The 22,829-nt window shown below is 54.7% G+C and carries 19 protein-coding genes and 1 pseudogene; 14 read left to right on the forward strand and 6 right to left on the reverse strand.

All coding sequences use genetic code 11. The annotated features are described in order from the left end of the window. The first annotated feature begins 330 nt into the window (after nucleotides 1-330). From uspA to ACUTQ5_RS20505, 8 genes are all read left to right on the forward strand, one after another. The gene (gene uspA / locus ACUTQ5_RS20470) at nucleotides 331-777 is read left to right on the forward strand and encodes a universal stress protein UspA (protein ID WP_445652728.1); all 447 of its coding nucleotides are present in this window, start codon (nucleotides 331-333) and stop codon (nucleotides 775-777) included. Between the two features lie 196 nt (nucleotides 778-973). Then, nucleotides 974-2,308 carry an NADP-specific glutamate dehydrogenase gene (gene gdhA / locus ACUTQ5_RS20475; protein WP_445652729.1) on the forward strand — a complete coding sequence of 445 codons (1,335 nt, stop codon included), beginning with the start codon at nucleotides 974-976 and terminating at the stop codon, nucleotides 2,306-2,308. 338 nt (nucleotides 2,309-2,646) lie between these two features. Beyond that, the gene (locus ACUTQ5_RS20480) at nucleotides 2,647-3,633 is read left to right on the forward strand and encodes an autoinducer 2 ABC transporter substrate-binding protein (protein WP_445652730.1); all 987 of its coding nucleotides are present in this window, start codon (nucleotides 2,647-2,649) and stop codon (nucleotides 3,631-3,633) included. Nucleotides 3,634-3,852: 219 nt separating this feature from the next. Then, complete coding sequence (locus tag ACUTQ5_RS20485; protein WP_445652731.1) at nucleotides 3,853-5,352, forward strand: sugar ABC transporter ATP-binding protein; 1,500 nt, start codon at nucleotides 3,853-3,855, stop codon at nucleotides 5,350-5,352. Next, a complete protein-coding gene (locus ACUTQ5_RS20490; RefSeq protein WP_261432505.1) occupies nucleotides 5,345-6,334 on the forward strand; it encodes an ABC transporter permease in 990 nt (329 codons plus the stop codon). The genes ACUTQ5_RS20485 and ACUTQ5_RS20490 overlap by 8 nt, the downstream gene beginning before the upstream one ends. A gap of 1 nt (nucleotide 6,335) precedes the next feature. After that, a complete protein-coding gene (locus ACUTQ5_RS20495) occupies nucleotides 6,336-7,289 on the forward strand; it encodes an ABC transporter permease (RefSeq protein WP_445652732.1) in 954 nt (317 codons plus the stop codon). A gap of 279 nt (nucleotides 7,290-7,568) precedes the next feature. Then, nucleotides 7,569-9,206, forward strand: a complete 1,638-nt coding sequence (locus tag ACUTQ5_RS20500; RefSeq protein WP_445652733.1) for an FGGY-family carbohydrate kinase — start codon at nucleotides 7,569-7,571, stop codon at nucleotides 9,204-9,206. Beyond that, a complete protein-coding gene (locus ACUTQ5_RS20505) occupies nucleotides 9,206-9,805 on the forward strand; it encodes a KpsF/GutQ family sugar-phosphate isomerase (RefSeq protein ID WP_445652734.1) in 600 nt (199 codons plus the stop codon). Before ACUTQ5_RS20500 ends, ACUTQ5_RS20505 begins: the two co-directional genes overlap by 1 nt. Before the next feature lie 54 nt (nucleotides 9,806-9,859). Here the strand turns inward: ACUTQ5_RS20505 and ACUTQ5_RS20510 are convergent, their stop codons facing one another. From ACUTQ5_RS20510 to prlC, 3 genes are all read right to left on the reverse strand, one after another. Further along, entirely contained in the window at nucleotides 9,860-11,758 is a 1,899-nt protein-coding gene (locus tag ACUTQ5_RS20510) for a bifunctional metallophosphatase/5'-nucleotidase (protein ID WP_445652735.1), read from the reverse strand. 312 nt (nucleotides 11,759-12,070) lie between these two features. Continuing rightward, complete coding sequence (gene rsmJ / locus ACUTQ5_RS20515; protein ID WP_445652736.1) at nucleotides 12,071-12,829, reverse strand: 16S rRNA (guanine(1516)-N(2))-methyltransferase RsmJ; 759 nt, start codon at nucleotides 12,827-12,829, stop codon at nucleotides 12,071-12,073. An 8-nt stretch (nucleotides 12,830-12,837) separates the two neighbouring features. Beyond that, nucleotides 12,838-14,880, reverse strand: coding sequence for an oligopeptidase A (gene prlC / locus ACUTQ5_RS20520; protein ID WP_445652737.1), 2,043 nt, complete (start codon nucleotides 14,878-14,880; stop codon nucleotides 12,838-12,840). A 327-nt stretch (nucleotides 14,881-15,207) separates the two neighbouring features. Between prlC and ACUTQ5_RS20525 the strand changes: the two genes are divergently transcribed. Both ACUTQ5_RS20525 and ACUTQ5_RS20530 read left to right on the forward strand, forming a co-directional pair. Further along, a complete protein-coding gene (locus ACUTQ5_RS20525) occupies nucleotides 15,208-15,573 on the forward strand; it encodes a tlde1 domain-containing protein (RefSeq protein WP_445652738.1) in 366 nt (121 codons plus the stop codon). After that, on the forward strand, nucleotides 15,570-15,998 hold the full coding sequence (locus ACUTQ5_RS20530; RefSeq protein ID WP_445652739.1) for a hypothetical protein: 429 nt from the start codon (nucleotides 15,570-15,572) through the stop codon (nucleotides 15,996-15,998). Before ACUTQ5_RS20525 ends, ACUTQ5_RS20530 begins: the two co-directional genes overlap by 4 nt. A 207-nt stretch (nucleotides 15,999-16,205) precedes the next feature. Here ACUTQ5_RS20530 and ACUTQ5_RS20535 read toward each other — a convergent pair. Together ACUTQ5_RS20535 and ACUTQ5_RS20540 are read right to left on the reverse strand one after the other, a co-directional pair. After that, nucleotides 16,206-16,382 (reverse strand): annotated as a pseudogene (locus tag ACUTQ5_RS20535) (diadenosine tetraphosphate hydrolase); the annotation flags it as partial. A 36-nt stretch (nucleotides 16,383-16,418) separates the two neighbouring features. Then, nucleotides 16,419-16,823, reverse strand: coding sequence for an ASCH domain-containing protein (locus ACUTQ5_RS20540; RefSeq protein WP_445652740.1), 405 nt, complete (start codon nucleotides 16,821-16,823; stop codon nucleotides 16,419-16,421). 135 nt (nucleotides 16,824-16,958) lie between these two features. Between ACUTQ5_RS20540 and ACUTQ5_RS20545 the strand changes: the two genes are divergently transcribed. The 4 genes from ACUTQ5_RS20545 (at nucleotide 16,959) to ACUTQ5_RS20560 (ending at nucleotide 21,880) form a co-directional block, all read left to right on the forward strand. Beyond that, the gene (locus tag ACUTQ5_RS20545) at nucleotides 16,959-17,801 is read left to right on the forward strand and encodes a 23S rRNA (adenine(2030)-N(6))-methyltransferase RlmJ (RefSeq protein WP_445652741.1); all 843 of its coding nucleotides are present in this window, start codon (nucleotides 16,959-16,961) and stop codon (nucleotides 17,799-17,801) included. A gap of 133 nt (nucleotides 17,802-17,934) precedes the next feature. Next, complete coding sequence (gorA, locus tag ACUTQ5_RS20550; RefSeq protein ID WP_445652742.1) at nucleotides 17,935-19,287, forward strand: glutathione-disulfide reductase; 1,353 nt, start codon at nucleotides 17,935-17,937, stop codon at nucleotides 19,285-19,287. 317 nt (nucleotides 19,288-19,604) lie between these two features. Next, on the forward strand, nucleotides 19,605-20,099 hold the full coding sequence (locus ACUTQ5_RS20555) for a molybdopterin-dependent oxidoreductase (RefSeq protein WP_445652743.1): 495 nt from the start codon (nucleotides 19,605-19,607) through the stop codon (nucleotides 20,097-20,099). Next, nucleotides 20,096-21,880 carry an ATP-binding response regulator gene (locus ACUTQ5_RS20560; protein WP_445652744.1) on the forward strand — a complete coding sequence of 595 codons (1,785 nt, stop codon included), beginning with the start codon at nucleotides 20,096-20,098 and terminating at the stop codon, nucleotides 21,878-21,880. The genes ACUTQ5_RS20555 and ACUTQ5_RS20560 overlap by 4 nt, the downstream gene beginning before the upstream one ends. Here the strand turns inward: ACUTQ5_RS20560 and ACUTQ5_RS20565 are convergent. Then, complete coding sequence (locus ACUTQ5_RS20565) at nucleotides 21,870-22,721, reverse strand: helix-turn-helix domain-containing protein (RefSeq protein WP_445652745.1); 852 nt, start codon at nucleotides 22,719-22,721, stop codon at nucleotides 21,870-21,872. The genes ACUTQ5_RS20560 and ACUTQ5_RS20565 overlap by 11 nt on opposite strands. Nucleotides 22,722-22,829 lie beyond the last annotated feature (108 nt).

Raw genomic sequence — 22,829 nt, forward strand, 5'->3', positions numbered from 1 at the left:
GCTACTCATTAGTTATAACTGATTACCGAGCTCAATGGCCCACCGAGCCTTTTCTCCAGCCCTATGGGGCATTTGGGACTATACTCTGTTTAAGAATGCTTATATTTCAAGCGGTCAACACGCCAATAGCACCACGAGCGATAGGGTTTTCCAGCTGGCTGGTGTAAAACTGACCGGGTTGAAATAAAGAGATTTTTTGATGCGATGCAGTGTGATCGCCTCAACATATCATAGCGTTAACTGAATGATAAAATGAAACCTAAAGCCCCAGGCTGGTACGCTGAATGCCTGCTAAGCTTTTAATCGGCATTATATGGAAGGAGTATTCTCATGGCTTATAAACACATTCTGATCGCGGTAGACCTGTCCCCGGAAAGTAAAATCCTGGTGGAGAAAGCCGTATCTATGGCGCGTCCGTATAACGCCAAAGTTTCCCTGATCCACGTAGATGTTAACTATTCCGACCTGTATACCGGCCTGATCGACGTTAATCTCGGCGATATGCAAAAACGTATCTCGGAAGAAACCCACCATGCCCTGACCGAGCTGTCACAAAATGCCGGCTATCCGATTACCGAAACCCTGAGTGGCAGTGGCGATTTGGCGCAGGTACTGGTCGACGCTATCAAGAAATACGATATGGACCTGGTTCTGTGTGGCCACCATCAAGATTTCTGGAGCAAGTTGATGTCCTCCGCGCGTCAGTTGATCAACACCGTGCACATCGACATGCTGATTGTGCCACTGCGCGACGAAGATGAAAAAGCCGAAAAATAAGTAAGCACCCACCAACTAAATTCCCCAACGCCCGCTGCTGCGGGCGTTTTTCATTCTGCCGCCATCATTAATCGCTTGATAATCAACCGCCCTCCGGTGATATAGTCGCTAAAGACACAACATCATTCCCCACGCTTTACCTAAACCTATAGCTATAAAAATGGTGGGGGAAATTCAATGCTACAAGGAGTTAACCATGGAATCGGTAGAATCATTTTTGTCCTCATTACAACAGCAAAATCCTCATCAACCTGAGTTCTTGCAGGCGGTAAGAGAAGTTTTCTCCTCGCTGTGGCCGTTTATTGAACGTAATCCGCGCTACCGCGAATATGCCCTGCTGGAACGTCTGGTGGAACCGGAGCGAACCATCCAATTCCGCGTCAGTTGGGTAGACGATCGCGGCCAGGTGCAGGTCAACCGCGCCTGGCGTGTGCAATTCAACTCCGCGATTGGGCCTTATAAAGGCGGCATGCGTTTTCATCCGTCGGTCAATTTGTCGATTCTTAAATTCCTCGGCTTCGAGCAGACCTTCAAGAATGCACTGACTACGCTGCCAATGGGCGGCGGCAAAGGCGGTTCAGACTTTGATCCGAAGGGCAAAAGCCAGGCGGAGATCATGCGTTTCTGCCAGTCGCTGATGACCGAGCTGTACCGCCATCTGGGGCCAGACACCGACGTACCCGCCGGGGATATCGGCGTCGGCGGCCGTGAGGTCGGCTTTATGAGCGGCATGATGAAGAAGCTGTCCAACAACACAGCCTGTGTATTTACCGGCAAGGGCCTGTCATTCGGCGGCAGTCTGATCCGCCCTGAAGCCACCGGCTATGGCCTGGTGTACTTCACCGATGCCATGCTGCAACGTCACGGGTTGGGTTTTGAAGGCATGCGGGTGGCGGTTTCCGGATCCGGCAACGTAGCGCAGTACACCATTGAAAAGGCGCTGGAACTCGATGCACGGGTGATCACCGTCTCTGACTCAGGCGGTACGCTGGTCGATGAGGCCGGTTTCACTACCGAGAAACTGGCCCATTTGGCAGAGATCAAGAACCAGCATTATGGCCGGGTAGAGGACTATGCCCGTGAACGCGGCCTGACCTATCTGGCCGGCCAGCAGCCCTGGAGCGTCCCGGTAGATATCGCCCTGCCGTGCGCTACTCAAAACGAGCTGGATCTGGAAGCGGCACAAACGCTGATCCGCAACGGGGTCAAAGCCGTAGCCGAGGGCGCCAATATGCCGACCACCATTCAGGCGACTGATGCGTTCCTGGATGCCGGCGTTCTGTTCGCGCCGGGCAAAGCCGCCAACGCCGGTGGAGTGGCCACCTCCGGGCTGGAGATGGCGCAGAATGCTGCGCGCATCGGCTGGCGAGCGGAAAAAGTGGATGTACGTTTACAACATATCATGGCGGATATTCATCAAGCCTGCGTGGAATATGGCGGTGAGGGCAAGCAAACTCACTACGTGCAGGGTGCCAATATCGCTGGATTCGTCAAGGTTGCCGACGCCATGCTGGCACAGGGCGTGTTGTAAGCGCCGTATAGGGTGATCTTGTTCACACATCATTAAAATGCTTCCATGCCGGCGCTCAAGTCGGCATTTTTACCCCCAGAGATCTGCGTACCCCCAATTGAGTTGTTTAACTTATGTAAACATATTTGATTTATATTGTTAATTTATTGGTGTTTTTAGGTGGTAAAATTACTACCAAAAAATTAAAAAACATTTAATTAACATTAAAACCGTCATAATTTTACCTCAATGTGCACAGATCACAGTTTTCCAATTCGGGTTACGCCCCCTCTTCCTTTCCTTTGTAATCTGCCCAGGTGGAAAATCAACCACCCCTACAGATAAAAAGGTACAGCGAAATGAAATTTAACCTCGCATTATTAAATGCATGTGTGGTTTCTGCGTGCATGTTATCGACAACACCTGCCTTGGCTGCTGAAAAGTTCGAGATTGCCGTGGTCGCTAAAGTGACCGGCATTCCCTGGTTCAACCGTATGGAAATCGGTGTTAACGACGCAGCGAAAAAGCTCGACGTGAATGCCTATCAGACCGGACCTGCGACCCCAGATCCCGCCGCACAGGTCAAAGTGATTGAAGACCTGATCGCCAAGAACGTTAACGCCATCATCGTGGTGCCGAACGACGCCAAGGTGCTGGAGCCGGTGCTGAAGAAGGCACGTGAGAAAGGCATCGTGGTGCTGACCCATGAATCGCCGGACCAGCAGATTGGCCAGTGGGATATCGAAACCATCGACAGCGAGAAGTACGCGCAGGCCAACGTCGATGAACTGGCAAAAGACATGGGCGGCAAAGGTGGCTACGCCATTTACGTTGGCTCGCTGACCGTACCGTTGCACAACGCCTGGGCGGATTCCGCCATCAAATACCAGAAAGCCAAATATCCGGACATGTTCGAAGTGACGTCACGTCTGCCGGTAGCGGAAAGCATCGATAAATCCTACGCCACCACGCTGGATTTGATGAAAACTTACCCGCAGATGAAAGGCATTATCGGTTTTGGCTCCCTCGGCCCGATTGGTGCCGGTCAGGCGGTCGCCAAGAAACGCGCCAAGGACAAGATTGCCGTGGTCGGCATCGCCATGCCGGCGCAGGCCGCCCCTTATCTGATGCGCGGCGACATCAAGAAAGCGCTGCTGTGGGATCCGAAAGACGCTGGCTACGCGCTGGTGACAGTCGCCGACCAACTGCTACAGGGCAAGGAAGTGACCAAAGACTTGTCGATTGAGGGTTTGGGTAAAGCCGACGTCGATATGGATAAGAAAGTGATTCGGTTTAATAAAATTCTTGAAGTCACCAAAGATAATGCCAAATCACTGGGCTTCTAACCTTACCCGTCGCCTTTCAAGCTACAGCGTTGTTACCTACACTCAATCACCCCAGTGACTTACTAAAGTAAGCGCCTGGGGATGAGTGAGCTAGGCGCCAGCTGCAGCTTGAAATTCATAGGGTAGGATTGATTACGCCACACCGGGAAATTAATTAAATAACGTCGGCGCGCAGCCCACCGCGCCCGACGATAATAAAAACCTGCACAGGTTACCGCTATGACCACATCCACCGCATTTATCAGTCTGGAAAATATCAGTAAAAAATTTCCAGGCGTGCTGGCACTGGACCAGATCAACCTGACGCTGAATATTGGCGAAGTGCACTGCCTGGCCGGACAAAATGGCTGTGGCAAAAGCACCATAATTAAAATTATTTCCGGTGTTTATCAGCCGGAAAAAGGTGCCAATATTTCGCTGGAAGGCAAACTCTTTCATTCCCTGACGCCGCAGCTATCGGGTTATTACGGCATTCAGGTGATTTATCAGGATCTGTCGTTATTCCCCAATCTGACGGTGGCGGAAAATATTGCCATTCACCGCTACCTGCCCGGCGGCCATTTCTGGGTACGCAAACGGGTGATGCGCCAGACCGCGCTGGATGCCATGGCGCGCGTCGGCGTGCATATCGATCCCGACAAGAAAGTTGAAAAGCTGTCGATTGCCGACCGCCAACTGGTGGCGATTTGCCGCGCCATCGCTGCCGAAGCGCGGCTAGTGGTTATGGATGAACCTACCGCCTCATTGACGCGTCAGGAGGTCGACGGCCTGCTGCGGGTAGTCAACGAGCTGAAAGCGGCGGGTATCTGCGTGGTGTTTGTCAGCCACCGGCTGGACGAGGTGATGGAGGTCGCTGACCGTATCAGTGTAATGCGCGACGGCAAGCTGGTCGGCACTTTCCCGGCCAGTGAACTCGATAGCCATGAACTGGCGTTCCTGATGACCGGCCAACGCTTCCACTACAGCCAGTTACCCCCACGACCCGCTACCGAGAGTGCGCCGCTGCTCGAAGTGCGTAATCTCAACCGACGCGGAAAATATCAGAATATCAATCTGTCACTGCACGGCGGCGAGATCGTCTCGATCGTCGGCTTGCTGGGTTCAGGCCGCACCGAGCTGTGCCTCAGCCTGTTCGGCATGACCCGCCCTGACAGCGGTGAAATCAGGATCGACGGCCAGCCAGTGCGGCTGCATAACAACCGTGAAGCGGTACGCCAGGGCATCGGCTATGTGTCGGAAGATCGTCTGACGCAGGGGTTGATCATGGAGCAGTCGATCTACGACAACACCATTGTCACCGTGTTTGATCAGCTGCATACCCCGCTCGGACTGTTGGATCATGCCAAAGCCAGCGAACTGGTTAACCGGCTAATCCGCGATCTGAACATTAAGGTTTCCGACAGCGCGCTACCGGTCAAAACCCTGTCCGGCGGCAACGCCCAGCGCATCGCTATCGCCAAGTGGGTCGCCACGCAGCCGAAGATCCTGATCCTCGACTCTCCGACCGTCGGGGTAGATATCGCCAACAAAGAGGGGATCTACCAGATCGCCAAAGATCTGGCGGCGCTCGGCATGGCGGTATTGATGATCTGCGACGAGATCCCGGAAGCCTATTACAACAGCCATCGGGTGTTGGTGATGCGCACGGGCGAGCTGATCGCCGAGTTTTCGCCGCACCAGAGTACCGAACAACAGATCGCCGAGGTGGTGAATGGATAAGTCTTTACTGGCCCGCCTGGCTGGGCGGCACGAGTTTTATCTTGGCCTGCTGGTGTTGCTGCTGGCCATCGGCCTGAGCGTTGGTACCAGCGAGTTTCTGACGTTGGGCAACCTGACCGACGTCGCCACCAGCTATGCCATTCTCGGCATTCTCGCCTGTGGTCTGTTCGTGGTACTGATTGCCGGTGGCATCGACATTTCGTTCCCGGCGATCACCGCTATCGCCCAGTACGTGATGGCCAGTTGGGTGATCCAGCACGGCGGCGGTTTCCCGCTGGCGTTCGTTCTGGCGATAGGCGTCGGCCTGCTGCTCGGGCTGGTGAACGGTTTTCTGGTCTACTGGCTGAAGGTGCCGGCAATCATCATCACCATCGCCACGCTGAACCTGTTCTACGGCCTGCTGGTATACGCCACCAACGGCACTTGGTTGTACGGTTTCCCCGACTGGTTTATGGATGGCATCAGTTGGTTCTCGTTCCAGGGTGCCGACGGCTATGACTATGGCCTGACGCTGCCGCTATTGTGCTTGCTGGCGGTGATTATCGTCACCGGCGTACTGATGAACTTCACCCGTCTTGGCCGCCAGATTTTCGCCATGGGCGGCAACCGCGATGCGGCATCGCGCCTGGGGTTGAATCTGCTGCGACTGCACTTCTACGTTTACGGCTACATGGGCATTCTGGCGGGCATTGCCGCCGTGGTGCAGGCGCAGATCACTCAGTCGGTAGCGCCCAACTCCCTGCTCGGCTTCGAACTGACGGTGCTGGCGGCGGTGGTACTCGGTGGCACCAGCATGACCGGCGGCCGCGGCTCACTGACCGGTACGCTGCTGGGCGTGGTGCTGCTGGCCTTCCTGCAGAACGGTCTGACGCTGCTTAGCGTATCGGCCTATTGGCACCAGGTGTTCAGCGGCGCGATCATTTTAATCAGCATCAGCAGCACCGCCTGGAATGAAAAACGCAAGCTGGCCAAGGAGCTATGACATGACCCAGTTAACCCGTCTGATCCCAAGCGATCGGATCATCCGTCTGCAAAGCGCGATCATTATCGTCGTGGCACTGCTGTTCGCCGGACTGCTTGGATCGCGCTTCTTTAGCCTCGGTAATTTCCAGTCGATCGCCTCGCAGTTACCGATCCTCGGTATGCTGGCACTCGGCATGGGCATTACCATGCTCACCGGCGGCATCAACCTGTCGATTATCGCCGGGGCCAACGCCTGCTCGCTGGTGATGGCGGCAATTATCGTCAGCCATCCGGCTCAACCGCTGTTTCTGGTGCTGGCGCTACTAGCCGGGTTGCTGGTCGCCGTCGCCATTGGCGCACTTAATGGGGCGCTGGTCGCCTGGGTCGGGGTTTCGCCGATCCTCGCCTCACTCGGTACCATGACGCTGATCACCGGCCTGAACATTCTGTTGTCCAACGGCGCGGTGATCTCCGGCTTCCCGGCAGCGATTCAGTATCTCGGCAACGGCAGCCTACTCGGCATTCCGGTGGCGCTGCTGCTGTTCCTGTTGGTCGCGGTGGGGCTGTGGCTATTGCTGGAACACACCACGCTGGGGCGCAGCCTGTATTTAATCGGCTCCAACGAGCAGGCTACCCGTTTCAGCGGGGTAAACACCGCCCGGGTGCAAATCGCGGTGTATGTACTATCCGCCCTGCTCGGCTGGGGTGCGGCATTGCTGATGATGGCCAAATTCAACTCGGCCAAGGCCGGCTATGGCGAATCCTATTTGCTGGTGACCATTCTGGCCTCGGTGCTGGGTGGGATTAACCCGGACGGCGGATTTGGGCGGGTACTGGGTCTGGTGTTGGCACTGATTGTGCTGCAAATGCTGGAGAGCGGCCTCAACCTGCTGGGCGTCAGCAGCTATCTGACCATGGCCCTGTGGGGCGCGGTGTTGATCTTGTTTATCGCGTTACAGAATCGAAAAGTGTAGGTTGCGCCCCGGAATTGAACGTGGTGCCGACGCAGACCCAAAATCCCGCAATCAAGGCGGAAGGTGCAGGGCATAGCGGGCCTATGTCCAAGCCTGACAACGTAGGGGGCGGTTTTTTGGGGCGCGTCCCTTCGGGCTGGGGCCGTTTAAGCGCGCTGCATCGTTATTCACCGTTTATTTGGGTCCACCAAACTTCACGGTTCACGCCTTGCTTCGCGCTTAAATGACCGCCAGCAGCGCTCACGAACAATTGCGGGACACAACCTTTAGGAGAAAATAATGGCGAGCTATTTTATTGGCGTAGATGTCGGCACCGGAAGTGCGCGCGCCGGGGTATTCGATCTCAACGGCCATATGGTTGGGCAGGCCAGCCGGTCTATCGACCTATATCGGCCGAAGGCCGACTTTGTTGAACAGTCCTCGGACAATATTTGGCAGGCAGTGTGCAACGCGGTACGCGATGCGGTTAATCAGGCCGACATCAACCCTATTCAGGTCAAAGGGCTGGGCTTCGACGCTACCTGTTCGCTGGTGGTGCTGGACAAAGAGGGGAAGCCGCTGACCATCAGCCCTTCCGGCCGTACCGAACAGAACATTATCGTGTGGATGGATCACCGGGCCATCACCCAGGCCGAGCGCATTAACGCCACCAAACATCGGGTGCTGGATTTCGTCGGCGGCATCATCTCACCTGAAATGCAGACCCCCAAAATGCTGTGGCTGAAGCAGCATATGCCGACCACCTGGGCCAACGCCGGTTACCTGTTTGACCTGCCGGACTTCCTCACCTGGCGCGCCACTCAGGACGCCACCCGTTCGTTGTGTTCAACGGTGTGCAAATGGACTTATCTCGGCCATGAACAGCGCTGGGACAAAAGCTATTTCAAACAGATTGGGCTGGAAGACGTACTGGAACACGATGCCGCCAAAATTGGCAGCGACGTCAAAATGATGGGTGAGCCGCTGGGTCACGGCCTGACCCAGCGCGCCGCCAGTGAGATGGGGTTGATTGCCGGCACCGCGGTTAGCGTGTCGATCATTGATGCCCACGCCGGTACTCTCGGCACGCTGGGGGCTACCGGGGCTTCCGGTGAAGTGGCAGACTTTAATCGCCGCGTTGCCCTGATCGGCGGCACCTCGACCGGTCATATGGCGATGTCGCGCACCGCACGCTTTATCCCCGGCGTGTGGGGGCCGTATTACTCGGCCATTCTGCCGGAATACTGGCTGAACGAAGGCGGCCAGTCCGCCACCGGCGCGCTGATTGACCACATCATCCAGTCACATCCTTGTTATCAAGAGCTGCTGGCGCAGGCAAAAACCCAGGGGCTGACCATCTATGAGGTGCTGAACGCTCTGCTGCGCCGTATGGCCGGCGAGCCGGAGGATATTGCCTACCTGACCAAAGACATTCATATGCTGCCGTATTTCCACGGCAACCGCTCGCCGCGTGCCAATCCGACGCTGACCGGCGCCCTGACCGGGCTGAAGCTGTCACGCACCCCGGAAGACATGGCGCTGCACTATCTGGCCACCATCCAGGCCATCGCGCTCGGTACCCGCCATATTATCGAAACCATGAATCAAAGCGGTTACAGCATCGATACCATCATGGCCAGCGGCGGTGGCACCAAGAACCCGATTTTCGTGCAGGAACATGCCAATGCCACCGGCTGTGCCATGCTGCTGCCGGAAGAGAGTGAGGCGATGCTGTTGGGCGGCGCGATGATGGGCACCGTGGCGGCCGGGGTGTTCGACAGCCTGCCGGAAGCGATGAGTGCCATGAGTCGTATCGGTAAAACCGTGACGCCGCAGACCAACAAGATCAAACGCTATTACGATCGTAAATACCGCGTGTTCCATGAGCTGTATAACGACCATATGAAATACCGCCAACTGATGCAGGAGGACGCCTGATGCAGCAGGACTGGCAACGGGCAACGCAGGCCTGGGAAATCTACAGCCGGGAGCTGGCACAATTGGGGCAACGCATCGACCCACAGACCTGGCAACGGCTGCTGACCCTGCTGGCGGAGTGTCGGGGTAAAATTGTGGTCACCGGCGTTGGCACTTCCGGCATCGCGGCACGCAAGGTTGCCCATATGCTGGCCTGCGTGGAACGACCGGCTATTTACCTGAATGCCACCGACGCGGCGCACGGCGATCTGGGCTTTTTGCGCGCTGATGATCTGATGATTTTGATTTCGCGCGGCGGCAATTCCGACGAATTGACCCGACTACTGCCGACGTTGCAGGCCAAGGGCGTGCCACTGATTGGCGTGACGGAGAATCCGGGCTCGGCGATCGCTCAAGCATCGCAATTGGTGATAAGAACAGGTGTAGAAAATGAGATAGACCCGCTGAACATGCTGGCAACTACGTCTATCGTGCTGGTTCTGGCAATTTTCGACGCGGCCTGTGCCTGCCTGATGGAGCGCAGTGGCTACAACAAGGAAACGCTGCTGGCGGTTCACCCGGGCGGTGATGTCGGCAAGCGTTTACTGCAGGGGCATTAACGTTAATCGGTGTAGTAAGGGCTCAGCATTCACATGCCGAGCCCGTAATCATTATCAAGCCTTGTTAATCGCCTCAATAATCACCAACTGATCACTCAAACGCTTTTTCACCAGCGGATCGCTGGCGGCACTCAACTGCGCCTGCAGCGCGGCCTGTTGCTTCTGACGTGCCTTCGGCTCGCTGAGCAGCAACCCTTTCACGTTGAATGACGCCACGTTGCCGTAACGCCCATCTTCGCTGGTGGGCACGCTGATTTTGCCGTCGTTCAGCAGTTTTTCGACGATTTTGCGCTCACGATCATAACCCTCCAAACCGACCAACTGCCAGCGCTGCACCGCCTGCCCCTGATACTGGCCTTTTTTCACTTCGGTCAGATAACGAATGGTCAGATTGCGGATGGTACCGGCCTCTTCACCATATTCCACCTTGCTGTCAGACAGCACCGGGAACTGCATGCCTTCCAGCGCGCCGCCTTTTTGCGTCAGGTGCCCCATACGATAGCTGTTCATCCCCAGGCGGATTGGCGTGCTGTCGGTCACCGGCGTGCCGTCGGCCATCTGCAGGTCACGGATGCGCTGCCCGGCCGGTTGGCGCAGGTCGATTTTGTAGGTCACGCCATCGAAGAAATCATTGGTCGAGTATTTCGATGCGCGGCGCTGCGGGTTAAAGCTGTAGGTCACGTCGCCGTCATGCAGCTGATTGAAGTAGCCCGCCGACCATTCCATGTACTTCTTCAGTTCTTTGCCGCTGAGCTGATAAACGGTGATTTCACCACCGGCATATTGGTAGTTGAAGGCAATGTCCTTGGCGGTGATGGTACCGACGTTCAGTTTCGGCCGGTCGTTATCAATCTGCAACGCGATCACCTGCGCCTGCGGCGCATAGTAATGCCCGGCTTCCTGATACAGCTTGCTGATGCCGGTATCCTGAACATGCACCTGCGGAATACCCTTCACCGCATCCGGCGGCACCAGATCCTGGCCGCTGAGCTGGGCAATCGGCCGATTGGCATTGGCCCGTAGGATCTTGTGGTACGGCTGGTAAATCTCTTCGAGTTTTTTATCCGAGGCGATGCCTTTGATCGGGTAGGTGTAACTGTCTTTGTTGATCAGCACGTACTTACCGTTGTGCTGCTCAAACTGAAGATCGATGCGTGACAGCGCGCGACCATATTTGTCCGGTTCGGTGACGATTACGCCGTTGATCACTTCTTTATCGACTTTTACGTGCATATGCCCGGCGACGATCGCCGCCAGTTCCGGGTTGGCCCTGGCAATATCGCCCACGCCGGTCCCCGGCCGCTGGTTCTCGTTGTCGATCCCCATGTGTGCCACCAGCACGATAGCGTCCACCTGCCCCTGGATCTGCTGGACAGCCTGCTTCACCGCCTGAACCGGATCGGTAAAGTTCAGCCCTTTCACCCGATCAGTGCCTTTGGCGAATTCAGCGGTCATCGGCGTATCCATGCCGATAATGCCGATTTTCACCCCCTGGCGTTCAATAATTTTATACGCCGGCAGGTAGGGCTTGCCGCTGTCCCACAGAATATTACCGGCCAGTGCCGTGCCCTTGAACTGGTTAAGTGAAGTGGAAAGGGGTTTGAGGCCGAAGTCGAATTCGTGATTGCCCATCACCCAGACGTCATAGTCCAGCGCGTTAAAACCGAGGATCATCGGGCTGGTTTTGTCATTTTTAAAGGTCTCGACAAAGTTGCCCTGAATGGTGTCACCGGCATCGACCAGGATCACGTTCGGCTGCTGGGCGCGCACCTGATGCACCTGAGTGGCAATTTGGCTAAGGCTACCGGCCAGATTGGCGGTGTCGGTAGAATAATCCCAGGGCACAAAGGTGCCGTGCAGATCAGAGGTGCCAAGAATGGTGATATTGACAGGTTCAGAGGCCATCGCAGAGGTACCCAGGCAAAGCAAAACAGCAAGGAGTGTCTTTTTCATTATTTATTTATAGGAAGGGAAACGAACAGGAATCATGCGATCTGGAACACAAGCTTGCCAGTACCTTTGCAAGGTAAAAAATAAAATTGGGAGGTAGATCAATGAATACCTCCCTATTTAGCCCTCTATGCCCTAAATAATTGGCGTTGTATCAAGGCGGCAAGTTTGTAAGTCCCCAGGAGCTTACTCAAGTAAGTGAATGGGGCGCGCAACAAATCTGTCAGGAACAGATTTGAACAACGCTTGCGTTGGCCCCGTTAAGGGGAGAGGCCCATGGACGGGCCGAGTAATGCAGCCAACACAGATATAGCGTCAAGTATGAAGGGGATAGGGCATGTATATATCGAAACGGTGACTCTTGGTCGTCGATGCCGCATGCGCCTGTACGTTAGCCAACGGCGGGGCATAATCCGGGCGTTTCACCACCACGCGCTTGGTCGCCAGGCGGCGTGCTGGCTCCAGCAGGCCATCGGCGTCATCGTCGCTGCCCACCAGCGACTGGAACACCCGCATCTCCTTTTTCACCAACGCACTTTTCTGCTTATGTGGGTACATCGGATCGAGGTACACCACCTCCGGCCGGGGCTCAATATCACCCAACGCCGTCAGGCTGGAGGCATGCAACATCGTCATACGTTCGCGCAACCATGGGCCGATTTCCGCGTCCAGATAGCCGCGCTGCAGGCCGTCATCCAGCAATGCCGCCACCACCGGATTCCGCTCCAGCATCCGCACCCGGCAGCCCAGAGACGCCAGAACAAAAGCATCGCGCCCCAGACCGGCAGTAGCATCCACCACGTCAGGGCGGTAACTGCCCTTGATGCCGACCGCCTTCGCCACCGCTTCACCGCGCCCACCGCCAAATTTGCGCCGATGGGCCATAGTGCCGGAAACGAAATCGACGTAGATCGCCCCGAGTTTGGGTTCGTCACGCTTGCGCAGCTCCAGCCGTTCGGGCGTCAACACCAGCGCCATCAGCGCCTCGTCGTCCGAAGTTAACTGCCAGCGCTGCGCCAGAATAGACAAGGCGCCGGGGTCGGCGCCTTCTTCACACAATAAACACACGCTCACCGGTGGGGTTATCCTTTAATACCGTAATGGCGCAGCATAGCATCCAGTTGCGGCTCACGGCCACGGAAGCGTTTGAACAGTTCCATCGGCTCTTCCGAACCGCCGCGCGACAGGATGTTGTCGAGGAAGGATTTACCGGTTTCAGCGTTGAAAATCCCCTCTTCCTCAAAGCGTGAATAGGCATCGGCCGACAGCACTTCCGCCCACAGATAGCTGTAATAACCAGCCGCGTAGCCCCCGGCAAAGATATGGCTGAAAGCATGCGGGAAACGACCCCAGCTTGGTGAAGGCACTACCGCCACCATTTTTTTCACTTCCGCCAGCGTTGGCAGGACCTGTGCACCTTTTTCCGGGCTGTATTCGGCATGCATGCGGAAGTCGAACAGGCCGAATTCCAACTGACGCAGAATGAACAGCGCCGCCTGGTAGTTTTTGGCTGCCAGCAGCTTGTCGAGCATCTCTTTCGGCAATGGCTCGCCACTTTGATAGTGGCCGGAAATAAACGCCAGTGCTTCCGGCTCCCAGCACCAGTTTTCCATAAACTGGCTTGGCAGTTCGACCGCATCCCATGGCACACCGCTGATGCCGGAAACGCCGGCGGTGTCGATCTGGGTCAGCATATGGTGCAGACCATGGCCAAATTCGTGGAACAGCGTGGTCACTTCGTTATGGGTGAACAGTGCCGGTTTGTCGCCCAGCGGACGGTTGAAGTTACAGGTCAGGTAAGCGACCGGCTTTTGCAACTCGCCGTTGGCCTTGCGCAGGCTGCCGACGCAGTCGTCCATCCACGCCCCGCCGCGCTTGTTTTCACGTGCATACAGATCGAGGTAGAAACTGCCGCGCAGTTCGCCGTTGGCGTCGAACAGGTCAAAGAAGCGCACCTCTGGATGCCAGGTATCAACATCCTTGCGCTCTTTGGCGGTGATGCCGTAAATGCGTTTGACCACTTCGAACAAGCCTTCCACCACCCGCTGTTCCGGGAAGTACGGGCGCAGTTGCTCATCGCTGATCGAAAACAGGTGTTGTTTCTGTTTTTCGCCGTAATAGGTAATGTCCCAGGCTTCCAGCTCATCCACACCGTAATGCTGTTTGGCGAAGGCGCGCAGCTGTGCCAGCTCCTGCTCGGCCTGCGGACGGGCACGCTTGGCCAGATCGCTGAGGAAACCGAGCACCTGCTCCGGGTTTTCCGCCATTTTGGTCGCCAGCGATTTGTCGGCATAGCTGTCAAAGCCCAGCAGTTGGGCCAATTCGTGGCGCAGTGCCAGCGTTTCTGCCATCACTTCGCTGTTATCCCACTCGCCGGCATTCGGCCCCTGATCGGAGGCGCGGGTAGCGAAGGCGCGATACATCTCTTCACGCAGGGCACGGTTGTCGCCGTAGGTCAGTACCGGCAAATAGCTCGGCATATCCAGCGTCAGCAGCCAACCGTCCTGCTCTTTGGCCTGCGCCATCGCCTGCGCCTGGGCCAGCGCGCTTTCCGGCAGGCCGTTCAGCTCGGCTTGATCGGTAATCAGCTTGCTCCAGCCCATGGTGGCATCGAGCACGTTGTTGCTGTAAGTAGAACCCAGTTCGGACAGACGCGCGACGATTTCGCCGTAGCGACGCTGTTTTTCCGGCGACAGGCCGATACCTGACAGCTCAAAATCACGCAGCGCATTTTCTACCGATTTGCGCTGTGGTGCAGTCAGCTTTTCGAACCCGGCCCCTTCTTTCAGGCTGCGATAAGCCTGGTACAAGCCTTCATGTTGCCCTACCCAGGTGCCGTATTCAGACAGCAACGGCAGCGCCTGCTCATAGGCGGCGCGCAGTTCCGGGCTGTTTTTTACCGAGTTCAAATGCCCCACCGGCGACCAGATGCGCGACAGGCGATCGTCAGACTCCGCCAGCGGCTGACACAGGTTATCCCAGGTGAACGGTCCCGGCTGCGCGATAACGCGCTCTACCGCAGCGCGGCAATCGGCCAACGCGGATTGCACCGCAGGCACGATATCTTCTGGGCGAATGGCGGAAAACGGTGGCAGGGAAAACGGGGTCAGCAACGGATTTGTCATAGGGCAGTCCTGATTAGCGTTGGGGCCCGCCGCAGCGGGCAGGCCTTAAAATACGTATGAATATCTAACATGGAGCCAAGCAGCAGGAAAATCAATGGGTGAGAACCCACATTTAACCGCTTGATGACAGCTGACTGTGGACATTACCCCTTATTTGTTACCACTTTCCCCGAAGAATAACCTGCTCAAGCTCTCTCAAAAAAAGTAAAAATGTGACGTAACACAATAAACCTGGTGATGTACTGTGCTAAAAAAAATGAAACTGATTTATTCAATAAGTTAAATTAAATTTAATGATATAAATTTGAAAAACAAAAAGGAATTAACATGGCATGGATTTATGAGGTTAGGACAAGAAAATTTTCTTTAAATGGAGAATTAAAATTTTATGCACAATATGCTGGTGCTGTGGGTTATCAAAACAACCCTGAATTTGAATGTTTGAAAAACAAAGGCCCGTTGCCGAGAGGGCGGTATAAAATTGGAGCACCTTACACTTCAATAAACACTGGGAAATATACGCTTCCCTTAACCCCAACCAGCACCAGCAATATGTGCAATCGCGATGCCTTTAAAATCCACGGTGATAGCCTGAAAAACCCAGGCAAAGCCTCACAAGGATGTATCGTCGCCAATCCAAAATACAGAAGTGAAATATGGAATAGTGGCGACAGAGAGTTGATTGTAAAATGAAAAATTTATTAACCTCTTCACTCCTTTTACTTTCTCTCTCATCAGCGGCCATGGAGAAACACCCATGCGTCGTTGTTGGCTCAGCAGTAGAACGCCCTGTTTACGATGCAATGATTGATGAAATGGGGGTTAAACAGGAATCAATAGTTGCCAAAAAAACCAAGTTAGAACTTCTCGACAACAAACCAGTCAATATATTACTGGCTATGCAGCTAGCTAAAAAAGACGCACAAGAAACCACCTTCGTTAAATATAAAGAGCTTATTTCCATTTACCAAAACGATAACCCACGGAATCTCATCATTAAGTACACTTACGAAAACACAGCAGGGAAACATAATACTTTTATTGGTTCCGCTATAGTTAACAACAATGAATGTTCCGTTGGCTTTAACGGATATATTGTCGTTATGCGTGAATTTTAAGAGAGGATTTAAAGCTCCATCCGGGTTCGTTGGTGGAGTGTCAACCTGAGTTAGTCTGGCCACAGACGAAGGTATTAAAACGGTTCTCTCACCGATTTAGCGCCGGTAATGTCAGAGTAAAACGTGACTGAAAGGGGAACCGGCTCACCTTCTTACATCAATGGCCGGGCGTTGATAGATAGTGCCTTAAGCTGTGCGCTGGCGGATTTACGCCGCCAGCGCGGCCAGATGCCCATAGTCGGCGCGCGCGGCATCGTGAGAAGAAAGATCCCCCTCGTAACGATCGAAAAATTTGCTCGATTTGGACTCTATCGGCTGCCAGTGCTCCAGCCCGGCGGTGCCGTACATCGGGATCAGCTTGGCATGCACGGGATCGACGCCATATCGCGAAATAGGCAGCTCATTTTCTCTCCTTGTGATTCAAAGCGTTTCAACCAGCTCAAACTCTTCAAACACCAGCCACATGTCCGGCGCAAAGCTGCCTTCACGGACGAAAAACGCCTGATGCTCCTGCCGCCAGAATGCCAGGCTTTTATCTCCTTCCCCCTCGTTGGCAGCCATCTCGGCGGTAACATCACAGAAACGAACCAGCTTCAGTGACAGCGTTCTGATGACACAGGCGGGCTCACCTCGGCCATTAAGGATCACGTTATAATCCCCAACCAGCGGTGATTTCTCTTGTTGATAGGCGACATAGGAACCACAGGTTGCGGTTTTGTCGCCGTCGAGCACCCGTTGCAGCAGCTCATCCGCCAGCGCCGGGCTGTCGCCGAATTGCCAGCGCGACGCGCCGGGATAGTTAGCCAGAATAGCCGACTCGGTCATTGTCCTGCTCCTTGATAGAGGACCTGTGGTAACGCATTCCGGTTTTTCCCGCCCAGACAGTTTATACTGTGCAGAATATAAGCCTTTATTCTGTTCAGCCCGCTCCGTCGGGAGCACAAGGAATTACCACAAGCCATGTTAAGTTACCGCCACAGTTTCCACGCCGGCAACCACGCCGACGTGCTCAAGCACACCGTTCAAAGCCTGATCATTGAGTCGCTGAAAGAAAAAGACAAGCCGTTCCTGTACCTGGATACCCACTCCGGCGCAGGGCGCTATCAGCTGAGCGGTGAACACGCCGAACGCACCGGGGAGTACCTGGAAGGCATAGGCCTGCTGTGGCAACGTGACGATCTGCCAGAAGAACTGGCGGCCTACATGAATGTAGTGCACCACTTTAACCGCACCGAAAAGCTGCGCTACTACCCCGGCTCACCGCTGATTGCCCGCCAGCTGCTGCGCCCGCAGGATAAAATCCACCTGACCGAACTGCACCCGAGCGACTTCCCACTGCTGCGCAGCGAGTTCCAGAAGGACGATCGCGCCAAAGTGCAACGCGCCGATGGCTACCAGCAGTTGAAATCCCAGTTGCCACCACTGTCACGCCGTGGGCTGATCCTGATGGACCCGCCGTACGAGATGAAAACCGATTACCAGGACGTGATCAAAGGCCTGCAAGAAGGCTACAAGCGCTTTGCCACCGGCACTTACGCGCTGTGGTATCCGGTGGTCATGCGCCAGCAGATCAAACGTATGCTGAAAGAGCTGGAAGCCACCGGCATCCGCAATATTCTGCAGATCGAACTGGCGGTAAAACCCGACAGCGACCAACGCGGCATGACGGCCTCCGGCATGATCGTGATTAATCCGCCGTGGAAGCTGGAACAACAGATGAAAAACGTGCTGCCATGGCTGCACAAAATATTGGTGCCGTCGGGCCATGGTCACCATTTGGTGAACTGGGTGGTGCCGGAATAAGCTTCCGGGGCGCGGCCTGCCGCGCCTTTATACCCGTTATCTATCACAACTATCGGCGCAATCTTTGCGACAAACCTGCATCAGGCGTTAAACTCTTACGTTCTTCGATTCACACAATTCATGGAAATCCCAGATGACCAAACATTACGATTATCTAGCAATTGGCGGCGGCAGCGGCGGCATCGCATCAGTCAACCGGGCAGCCATGTACGGCCAGAAATGCGCGCTGATTGAAGCCAAGGAACTGGGCGGCACCTGCGTTAACGTGGGTTGTGTACCGAAAAAAGTGATGTGGCATGCGGCGCAAATCGCCGAGGCTATTCACATGTATGGCCCGGATTACGGTTTCGATACCACCGTTAACGCCTTTGACTGGAAAAAGCTGGTGGCTAACCGCACCGCTTATATCGACCGCATCCATAATTCCTACGACAACGTGCTGGGCAAAAACAAAGTTGACGTGATCAAAGGCTTTGCGCGCTTTATCGACGCCCACACGGTTGAAGTAAACGGTGAGAAAATCACCGCCGACCATATTCTGATCGCCACCGGCGGGCGCCCAAGCCATCCGGACATTCCGGGCGCAGAATATGGCATCGACTCAGACGGCTTTTTCGATTTGGACGCGATGCCAAAACGCGTTGCCATTGTGGGCGCGGGTTATATCGCGGTGGAAATCGCCGGTGTGCTGAACGCGCTGGGTGCCGAAACGCACCTGTTCGTGCGTAAACACGCGCCGCTGCGCAGCTTCGATCCGATGATTGTCGAAACCCTGGTCGAAGTGATGAACACCGAAGGGCCAAGCCTGCACACCGAGTCGGTGCCAAAGGCCATCGTTAAAAACGCCGACGGCAGCCTGACACTGCAGTTGGAAAACGGCAAGGAATTCACCGTCGACAGCCTAGTGTGGGCGATCGGCCGTGAACCGGCGACCGATAACCTGAACCTGGCCGTTACCGGGGTGAAAACCAACGAAAATGGCTATATCGACGTCGATAAATACCAGAACACCAACGTAGCGGGCATTTATGCCGTAGGTGACAACACCGGTGCCGTTGAACTGACCCCGGTTGCCGTGGCTGCCGGTCGCCGCCTGTCCGAACGCCTGTTCAACAACAAGCCGGAAGAACACCTGGATTACAGCAACATCGCTACCGTGGTATTCAGCCACCCGCCAATCGGCACTATCGGCCTGACCGAGCCGGAAGCTATCGAGAAATTCGGTGCGGACAGCGTGAAAGTGTATAAATCTTCCTTCACCGCCATGTACAGCGCCGTGACGCAGCACCGTCAGCCGTGCCGCATGAAGCTAGTGTGCGTGGGTCAGGAAGAGAAGATTGTTGGCCTGCACGGTATCGGCTTCGGCATGGACGAAATCCTACAGGGCTTCGCTGTGGCAATTAAGATGGGCGCCACCAAGAAAGACTTCGACAACACCGTCGCGATCCACCCGACCGCCGCGGAAGAATTTGTCACCATGCGCTAAGCGCAAAAATCAGAACAAACCAAGGCCAGGGTAACCCTGGCCTTAAGTTGCTGACAAAGCAGGAAAAATTGTGGTTTTCCTGCTTTGTGGTGAGCAGCCGAAAATCAATAAATTGATTTTCCTGATTTTTATTTATCGGCCTCTACTCGCTCTGGGCAGGAATGAAGTTTGTCATCAGTCTAAGGCCAGGGTACCCCTAGCCTTTTCTTTTCGTGCTCTTTACCATTCCCTTCAACACAAACTGTTATTTTCTGCCATTATTTTGCCTGATCAATAGGCGGAGCTCATGTAAGCATCCGCGACACTGGAGAACCCCGATGCTGTTCAAGCTATTTAAAAACATCACGTTGGCATTTTTTGCTTTGATGGTCGTCCAATCCAGCGCGCTGAGTTTTACTCTGGAAGTTTCGGGCAACATCCAAAACACCACCGACCCAGTAAAGAAAAGCTATCTGTTTACCGATAAACAACTGCTGGCGATACCGGTGAGCAGCATCACCACCTCGACCTCCTGGACGCCGCAAAGAAAGTTCGAAGGGGTTGCCGTGGCGGACATTCTGGCGCGTGTCGGAGCCAAAGGCAGCACGCTTACATTTTATGCACTGAATGATTACTACATCGACGTGCCGCTGTCCGACGTCAAGAAATACAATATGATTTTGGCCTACAAGATGGATGGCGAAATGCTGAAGATCCGAAACTTCGGCCCGCTGTTTTTGGTTTATCCCAGGGATGCCGCAGGGCCTGAGTTGAATTCCCCGCTCTACAACTCACGCTTTATCTGGCAAGTGGACAGGATAGTGATCAAATGAAGCTCACAGGGTTTAAAAGCAACAGCAGGCTGGCGATCCCGGCTATTTTTGCCGCACTGTTTTTGGTTGCCTCTGCGGTGACGCTGTATTACTACAGCGCAACCCTGTCAAAGAAGGGGCTGTATGCTATCGCCGGTACCCAAGAGAATTACTCCTGGTCGATCGCCAAGTTCTCCATCAAGCTGGCTGAGTTTGAGACGCTGGTCGAACAGCAGAAAAACGCACCGAAGGTGGATAGCGAAGATCTGCGGCTTAAATTTGAAATCCTTTATTCTCGCTTTTATGTGCTGGAAACGGTGTCCGAATCCACCCAGCCACTGTACGCCGAACCGGGTTATCCCGAGGTGGTGACGCACATGCGCGAGAAAATGGATCAGATAGATCATTTGCTCAGCAGCCCAAAGATTGATTTCTCGCTTATTTCGCAGGCCATGAGGCAAATCAAGCCCTATGCGATTGAGATGGCCAACCTGACCGATCACGCAGAAGTGAAGCAGCGCACCGCTGCCTACGAAGACTATATCGAAAAACGACACATCATTTTTTATGGTCTGGTGATCGTGATGTTCTCGGTGATCGCGCTGATCGCCATCACCCTGATTGTGCTGCGCCAGCAGCGCCTGACCATCCGGCAGCAAGCCAAAGCGATTGAGGCAGAGAAAGCCACTCGCACCAAAAATGCCTTCCTGGGGGCCATTGGTCACGAACTGCGCACCTCGCTGCAGAGCATTATGTCTGCCATTGATGTGCTGGTGAATACCAAGGTGTCGGCCGAACATGCGGACACCTTCCAACGACTGGAAATCGCCGCGCAGCAAATTGAAAGCCAGATGAAAGATCTGACCGATTATGCCCATCTGGACAGCGGAATGATGGAGCTGCGCATCGCTCCCTTCGAGGTTCAGCGACTGATCGAGGAAACGGCGAATGAAATCAATACGCTGAGTCAGAAAGAACAGGTGACGCTGTTGTGCGAAGTGGAGTGCGGCCATCTGCAGATACATTCCGACCCACTGCGCATCAGACAGATTATCGTCAACCTGCTGACCAACGCATTCAAATATACCGAAAGCGGTACCATCACGCTGTATAGCAGCCTACGGCACCAGCCTAGCGGCAATTCACTGATTATTGAGGTCACTGATACCGGCATTGGCATCGAAAAGGAAATGATCGACCAGATATTCCAGCCCTTCACCCAGCTTGATCAGTCGCATACCCGGCAGTATGGCGGCGTCGGTATGGGACTGGCGATTGTCCACGGGCTGGTCACGCTGCTCGACGGCAGCATTACCGTCTACAGTGAGCCCAAAAAAGGCAGCACCTTTATCGTCAGTATTCCGGTTGAAGTCAGCAATCAAGAACAGCGGGACGAAAGACCTCACCACCACCAGAGCCTGCTGCAAAAACAGCAACATATTTTGGTAGTTGATGACAACAAATCGGTAAGTGATGCCTTTGCGGCGCTGCTGGACAAGCTCGGCTATCAACATGAACTGTGCAATTCGTCAGAACGGGCGCTGCAAAAGCTGCTCAGGCGGCCTTATGACGCGTTACTGCTGGATCTGCAAATGCCCGGCATTGATGGTGCCGCGCTGGCTAAACAATTACGCAGCCAACGTGGTCCCAATCGCGGTATTCCTATCGTGGGCATCAGCGCTTATACCCCGGAACAACTGTCTGCCGAACAGCGGGCGCTGTTCGACAATTACTTGATGAAGCCGGTCAGGCTGGACGCGTTGTCTTCCGCTCTGGCTTCACTGCTGGCCGCTAGAGATTAAAACAGCGCAACAGTGCGGCTTCAATCACATGGAGCCGCACTGGCTTTTCATAAGGGCCCAGTACGTCATAGTCACGCATCGCTCTGGCGATTTCAGATTCGCGCTGATCGGTCCCTAACTGGCCGGTGAGAACCAAAACCGGCGCATCCGGGTTATCCGAGGCACGGATGGCTGCAATACATTGGTCTGCCGTTTCCTGACCAATCAACCAGTCGACCACATAACCATCGAACAGGCTCTGCTGCAACGCCAGGTTAAAACTGCTGACATCATAAAATGCCACCGCATGAAAACCGCGGCTGTTCAGGTATTTGGTCAGCTCATCGGCCGCCTGGTGTGAATCATCGAGTACCGCAATGCTCAGGCGCTCATCCTCGACGGCAGCTGAGCGAAGCTCTATCAACTCCACGCAAAAACGCTGCCCCTGCGGCGCATCATCCGCGCGATAAACACACCATTGCCCCGCCTGCTGCAACGCGACATATTCCGACGAACGTCCGCCAACCAGCTCATGACCGATATAAGCCACACAGGCCAGCTCCACGCCACCCACGTAAAAGATGGCATCTCGCACCATAGTTTGCGCAGATATGTCATTTTCAGTGCCGGTGTCCACGATCGCGGCAGGCGTTTCCCCCAATGCCGCAGCAACGTTGTTAATTTGCTCCAGAGTCCAGGGACTTTGCCCCTTTAGCTTACGATGCGCATGCGAAAAACTCAGATCCAGAATGCGGCTGAGCTCTTTGGCATGCTGACGCTTACCAATCCCATATTGTACAAACAGTTCCCTGACCCGGTTTGCTATCGACTGTGAATCGAATTTCTGGTGATTGTTATCCATTTTTTCCTTCGATTTTTTTTGCTGTTTTTTCAGTCGTTTTCATACTTGCCGTGCAAAAAAGCGCTCCAAAACTGGTATATGGTACAATGTATAACCTAAACATTGCTT

Source organism: Serratia sp. NA_112.1 (genome assembly GCF_052691715.1).

Excerpts from the sequence above, each read along its gene's own strand:
- uspA (WP_445652728.1), top strand. The coding sequence starts at position 331 with ATGGCTTATAAACACATTCTGATCGCGGTAGACCTGTCCCCGGAAAGT.
- gdhA (WP_445652729.1), top strand. The coding sequence starts at position 974 with ATGGAATCGGTAGAATCATTTTTGTCCTCATTACAACAGCAAAATCCT.
- ACUTQ5_RS20480 (WP_445652730.1), top strand. The coding sequence starts at position 2,647 with ATGAAATTTAACCTCGCATTATTAAATGCATGTGTGGTTTCTGCGTGC.
- ACUTQ5_RS20485 (WP_445652731.1), top strand. The coding sequence starts at position 3,853 with ATGACCACATCCACCGCATTTATCAGTCTGGAAAATATCAGTAAAAAA.
- ACUTQ5_RS20490 (WP_261432505.1), top strand. The coding sequence starts at position 5,345 with ATGGATAAGTCTTTACTGGCCCGCCTGGCTGGGCGGCACGAGTTTTAT.
- ACUTQ5_RS20495 (WP_445652732.1), top strand. The coding sequence starts at position 6,336 with ATGACCCAGTTAACCCGTCTGATCCCAAGCGATCGGATCATCCGTCTG.
- ACUTQ5_RS20500 (WP_445652733.1), top strand. The coding sequence starts at position 7,569 with ATGGCGAGCTATTTTATTGGCGTAGATGTCGGCACCGGAAGTGCGCGC.
- ACUTQ5_RS20505 (WP_445652734.1), top strand. The coding sequence starts at position 9,206 with ATGCAGCAGGACTGGCAACGGGCAACGCAGGCCTGGGAAATCTACAGC.
- ACUTQ5_RS20510 (WP_445652735.1), bottom strand. The coding sequence starts at position 11,758 with ATGAAAAAGACACTCCTTGCTGTTTTGCTTTGCCTGGGTACCTCTGCG.
- prlC (WP_445652737.1), bottom strand. The coding sequence starts at position 14,880 with ATGACAAATCCGTTGCTGACCCCGTTTTCCCTGCCACCGTTTTCCGCC.
- ACUTQ5_RS20525 (WP_445652738.1), top strand. The coding sequence starts at position 15,208 with ATGGCATGGATTTATGAGGTTAGGACAAGAAAATTTTCTTTAAATGGA.
- ACUTQ5_RS20530 (WP_445652739.1), top strand. The coding sequence starts at position 15,570 with ATGAAAAATTTATTAACCTCTTCACTCCTTTTACTTTCTCTCTCATCA.
- ACUTQ5_RS20540 (WP_445652740.1), bottom strand. The coding sequence starts at position 16,823 with ATGACCGAGTCGGCTATTCTGGCTAACTATCCCGGCGCGTCGCGCTGG.
- ACUTQ5_RS20545 (WP_445652741.1), top strand. The coding sequence starts at position 16,959 with ATGTTAAGTTACCGCCACAGTTTCCACGCCGGCAACCACGCCGACGTG.
- gorA (WP_445652742.1), top strand. The coding sequence starts at position 17,935 with ATGACCAAACATTACGATTATCTAGCAATTGGCGGCGGCAGCGGCGGC.
- ACUTQ5_RS20555 (WP_445652743.1), top strand. The coding sequence starts at position 19,605 with ATGCTGTTCAAGCTATTTAAAAACATCACGTTGGCATTTTTTGCTTTG.
- ACUTQ5_RS20560 (WP_445652744.1), top strand. The coding sequence starts at position 20,096 with ATGAAGCTCACAGGGTTTAAAAGCAACAGCAGGCTGGCGATCCCGGCT.
- ACUTQ5_RS20565 (WP_445652745.1), bottom strand. The coding sequence starts at position 22,721 with ATGGATAACAATCACCAGAAATTCGATTCACAGTCGATAGCAAACCGG.